Origin of the sequence: Stieleria sp., from assembly GCF_041595215.1 — a bacterium.
In the GTDB taxonomy this organism is placed as follows: Bacteria; Planctomycetota; Planctomycetia; order Pirellulales; family Pirellulaceae; genus Stieleria; species Stieleria magnilauensis.
Map to the genome: position 1 here is coordinate 1 of NZ_JBFHKV010000719.1, position 4,577 is coordinate 4,577.

The following is a 4,577-nucleotide window of genomic DNA, read 5'->3' on the forward strand; positions in this document are numbered from 1 at the left end:
CAGCCTTTAGGCGATTCCCGCTCGCTGCGGAGCAGCGAAACGGGCGGCTGAAGCCTGCACACCAGCGCAGGTTGGTGTCTAGCCTTTAGGCGATTCCCGCTCGCTGCGGAGCAGCGAAACGGGCGGCTAAAGCCTGCACACCAGCGCAGGTGACCAACCCAACGGTGGTACTGTACGCGTCAGGGCAATCGGAACTGGTCGTCGGCGTCAAAGCGTTTCGTGCTTGACCCACTGGACGTTCCACGGCAGCCGGCCGACTGGCATGATTTTGAAACGCAACCCTTCGGCGTACAACTCGCGCAGCGACTGGATCGTCACGCGTAGCTTGGGCAGCATCTTTTCGAATTGCTTGAACGGCACGCTGATTTCGATCAAATCGTGTTTCGACAACTTGACGAACAGTTTTAATTTGACGGTGTCGCCGCTGGTCGCAAAATCAAACTTCTCCTCCTTGGCCAGTTTCTTGACCTGGGCGACGATCGCTTTGGATTTGAACTCGCGGACTTTTTCGCGTTTCTTCGCACCGGCGTGACGACGGGCATAACGCTCCAGCACATGCCGGACGAAGGTCTTGATCTCGTCCAGATCGCTGACCACCGCGCTGTGTTGGCTCTCGCGGAACCGATAGGAATGGATCGTCAATCGACTTTCGCTGTCGTATTCCAGCCGCAGCTCATCGCTTCGCCAATACTGTCCGTCGGTATTGGGTTCGGGGATCGTGAATCGACACAGTGTTTTCGAACGCGAATCCTTGTCGCCGGGATGCCGCGTCACGTGAACGCCTTCGATTTGCCCGAGCAGCGATTGCCAATGTTTGGATTCTTTGGAAAGATTCGCGCGGTCGACCACGATCGCAGACTGACCGGAAAAGTCTTCGCGAAACAGCTTTCGAATCGATGGCGGTGGAAGTTTCATCGCCGGTATCCTACGAAATTGATGCGGGCCTGGACACAACGGCTCCCTGGCGACTTCCAAGCGAACCGAAAAACGGCGACACTACGCCGATGAGCGAACTTTCAGACCAATTTGACGCCCCGAGCAAACGGTTCCAGACCGGTGGTCACGCGATGGCCTATCGAGACGTCGGCCCGAGTGCGGCCGATGAGGCAGGGGCGTCGGCTGTGGAGGCGCGGCCGACCATACTGTGTGTCCACGGCAACCCGACGTGGAGCTATTACTACCGCGCGGTGGCCCAGCGTTTCGGGGCGGACCATCGAGTGATCGCGGTCGACCACATCGGCTGCGGCAACAGCGACAAGCCCAGCCAGGCCGAGTGTGCGTACACGCTGGCCAGCCACCAATCCAATCTGGTCGCGTTGATCGAACATTTGGATTTGGACAACGTCGTGCTGCTCGCCCATGACTGGGGGGGCGCGATCGGCCTGGGGGCGGTCGTCCGCTGCAAACCGCGGTTCCGAGGCATCATGCTGCTCAACACGGCTGCCTTCCCGCCGCCCTATGTCCCGTGGCGAATCGCCGCGTGCCGGATTCCGGTCCTCGGCACGCTGGGCGTCCGCGGATTGAACCTGTTTGCCAGAGCGGCGATCACGATGGCGATGAGTCGCAATCGGATGCGTCCGGAGGTGGCCGGGAATCTTTTGAAACCCTATGACAGTTGGGCCAACCGCGTCGCGATCGACGCCTTCGTCCGCGACATCCCGTTTTCCAAGCGGGCGCCGACTTATCAAACGTTGGTCGATTTGGAAAACGCGTTGCCGTCGCTTGCCGATCTGCCCTCGCTGTTGGTCTGGGGGATGAAGGACTGGTGCTTTCGGCCGGAGTGTTTGCGACGGTTCCAAGCGGTTTGGCCGGCGGCGACGGCCGTCGAGATTGCCGACGCCGGGCACTACGTCATCGAAGACGCTGCCGAAGAAACGCTCGACGCGATCGGTCAATTTTTGGCCGACAAGATCCAGTGACCGGCGGCTTGCCCGCGATCCGTCGGGCGTGCACGCGACCGGTCGACGCGATCCGTTGGGCCTGTGTTCTGGAAGCGACCGCGCCGAAGGTCGGCAATGTTTATCCGGGCCGCGACTTTGACGATTTGACGTACCTGGATTTTGTCACCGCCGCCGAACTGACCGCGTCGGCCTTTGAACCGCCGCCCCCGTCGTTCAGCCACGGCGTGCTCGCTGCCTGCAACGCGTCGAAGAAACAGCTCGGCACGAACGTCAACTTGGGAATTTTGTTGCTGTTGGGGCCACTGGTCCAAGTCGATGCGGCCGATGAACACGTCCGGTTGGATCGGTCGACCTGGAGCAGTGGCGTGACTGCGGTCTTGGACTCGATGACCGCCGACGATTCGAAACGGCTGTATGCAGCGATCAACGTCGCCAAACCGGGCGGGATGGGCCAGTCGGAGGAGATGGATCTAAGCGGTCCGCCGCCGCAAGAGTTTTTGGCTGCGATGCGACATGCCGCATCGCGTGATCGAATTGCAAGGAACTACTCGGACGGGTTCGCCGACTTGTTTGATCATGTCCTGCCCGTCGTCCAGCAAAGCGTGCTCGATGAACACGATCTGCTGAGCGGACTGGTGCTGGCGCAGTTGCGGTTGCTTGCTGCGGAACCCGACACGTTGATCGCCAGGAAGTTTGGCGGCGGTGTCGCCCGCGAGGTTCAGCAGCGGGCGCGGTTTGACCACCGCGACGCCGAGCAACGCGACGCCTTCGATCGCTATTTGCGAACCGGTACACTTGATCTGGCGGGACAATCCAACCGAATCAACCCCGGCACGACCGCCGATCTGATCGCAGCGGCCGTGTACGTGCTGTTGCGCGAGGCGGTGTAGCGCGTCATCGTTCCTCTTTCCCAATTACGTTTCCAACCAGGATCACTTCATGAGCCAGCCCACCTACCGTGTCGATGTGTCCAAGGAACAGTTCGTCTTTTCGGCCGCCCACTTTATCACCTTCGCCGGTGACATCTGCGAACGCATCCACGGGCACAACTATGGCGTCCGGGCATCGGTGGAAGGCCCGTTGGATGAGAACCGTTACGTCGTCGATTTCATCGCTCTCCGCGACGCCGTGTTGGAGCAGACCCAAGCGCTGGACCACCACGTGATCCTGCCCAGCGACCATGCGGAAATCCGAATCCGCAGCGATGACAAGGAGACGACGGCGAAGTTCCGGGACCGCCGTTGGGTGTTCCCGAATGAGGACTGTGTGATCTTGCCGGTGATCAACACCACGGCCGAAGAAATCGCTCGGGTGATCGCCGAACGAGTACGGGATAAAACCAAATCGCAATTCGGCGATGCGCTCAATTGGATCGAAGTCGCCGTGGATGAAAACCAAGGCCAGTGGGGCGTGTGTCGATTGCCATGGAAGTGAGTGGTCGATTGCTCGGCGTTTTCCCGTCTTTAATTTTCGACTCCGTCGTCGGCAAGGAGAAGGGTCAAAAGATGAGGTGGTCAAAAAATGTTGGCGACGGACGAGCGGTTGCTGCGTGGTGACTTCATTTTTTGACCAATCCATTTTTTGACCCCACAGTCCGTCTGCTCGACCTCCGTCTGCATGCGGAAGAAGGCAAATCTGGGGAGATACTTGTTGAGTGGATGGATAGACGGGCATCGTTGGTAGGTGGCACCGATTCGTCCCTACGTCTTCAATTTTCGACTCCGGTGTCGGCAAGGAGAATGGTCAAAAGATGAGGTGGTCAAAAAATGTTGGCGACGGACGAGCGTTTGCTGCGTGGTGACTTCATTTTTTGACCAATCCATTTTTTGACCCCACAGTCCGTCTGCTCGACCTCCGTCTGCATGTGACGGGGGCAAATCTAGGAAAATTCGTGTTGTGTCTAGGCTTCAGCCGATCCTCGGCCTTGCCGGACGCCGCAAGGCGGCGTGGAGGGGCGTCTAAAGGCTGCACCCCAACGATTGCCAACTCGGCGCTCGTTTGGCACCATCGATGACGATCGAGTACGCTAAGCGAAGTCGATCGATTGTCGTCCGGCCCTTGAAACGCGAATCATCGGGTCAATCAGACCGGTGATATCCGATGGAGAGTCTTCGCATGTTTGACGTCTTGTTCCTCGTGGGTGGGATTGCCCTGATTCTTGCTTGGGGGCTGGCGTTGGAAGCCAAACGCAGTCGCGAGTTTCGGCGACGGTGGCCGCCGATTTCGGAGGATGAATTCGTCGCAAACTGTTCGCCGGGGACGAACCGCGAGCGGGCGCTGAAGGTGCGCCGCATTATCTCCGAACAACTCGGCGTCCCCTACGAACGGATCCATCCCGACCAGCGTTTCGTCGAGGACTTGGACTGCTGCAATTGACTCGTTTCCGCAGAGGACGCATGTTGTTTACTGAGGGATCTTGACCGTGATTCGGCGGACGATGACGCAAACGCTTCGATTGATTGCGATGGCGATGATTCCCTATGTCGCCGTTACGATGGTTGTCTTTCTCTGCCAACGGTTCTTGCTCTTTCTTCCCACCCACCGCGATGTGCCCACGCTGCTCCAGCCGTGGTTGGTCGAGAACCGTACCCTTGGCTATTGTCGAGAAGTGCCCGGGGCACGGACTGTTTGGTTGATGACGCATGGAAACGGTGGTCAAGCGGCTGATCGTGATTA

At 59.0% G+C, this 4,577-nt stretch carries 5 protein-coding genes and 1 pseudogene; 5 read left to right on the forward strand and 1 reads right to left on the reverse strand.

Annotated features, from left to right (window positions below; genetic code table 11):
• Positions 1 to 207: 207 nt before the first annotated feature.
• The gene (locus ABX749_RS23085; RefSeq protein WP_145218298.1) at positions 208 to 915 is read right to left on the reverse strand and encodes a hypothetical protein; all 708 of its coding nucleotides are present in this window, start codon (positions 913 to 915) and stop codon (positions 208 to 210) included.
• Positions 916 to 1,004: 89 nt separating this feature from the next.
• Between ABX749_RS23085 and ABX749_RS23090 the strand changes: the two genes are divergently transcribed.
• The 5 genes and pseudogenes from ABX749_RS23090 to ABX749_RS23110 all read left to right on the forward strand — a co-directional run.
• The gene (locus ABX749_RS23090; protein WP_372898065.1) at positions 1,005 to 1,919 is read left to right on the forward strand and encodes an alpha/beta fold hydrolase; all 915 of its coding nucleotides are present in this window, start codon (positions 1,005 to 1,007) and stop codon (positions 1,917 to 1,919) included.
• An 8-nt stretch (positions 1,920 to 1,927) separates the two neighbouring features.
• Positions 1,928 to 2,791 (forward strand): triphosphoribosyl-dephospho-CoA synthase, encoded by an 864-nt coding sequence (locus ABX749_RS23095; protein ID WP_372898066.1) that lies wholly within the window; start codon positions 1,928 to 1,930, stop codon positions 2,789 to 2,791.
• A 49-nt stretch (positions 2,792 to 2,840) separates the two neighbouring features.
• The gene (locus tag ABX749_RS23100; RefSeq protein ID WP_145218304.1) at positions 2,841 to 3,335 is read left to right on the forward strand and encodes a 6-pyruvoyl tetrahydropterin synthase family protein; all 495 of its coding nucleotides are present in this window, start codon (positions 2,841 to 2,843) and stop codon (positions 3,333 to 3,335) included.
• Between the two features lie 681 nt (positions 3,336 to 4,016).
• Positions 4,017 to 4,277 (forward strand): hypothetical protein, encoded by a 261-nt coding sequence (locus tag ABX749_RS23105; RefSeq protein ID WP_372898067.1) that lies wholly within the window; start codon positions 4,017 to 4,019, stop codon positions 4,275 to 4,277.
• A gap of 61 nt (positions 4,278 to 4,338) precedes the next feature.
• A pseudogene (locus ABX749_RS23110) lies at positions 4,339 to 4,577 on the forward strand (alpha/beta hydrolase); the annotation flags it as partial.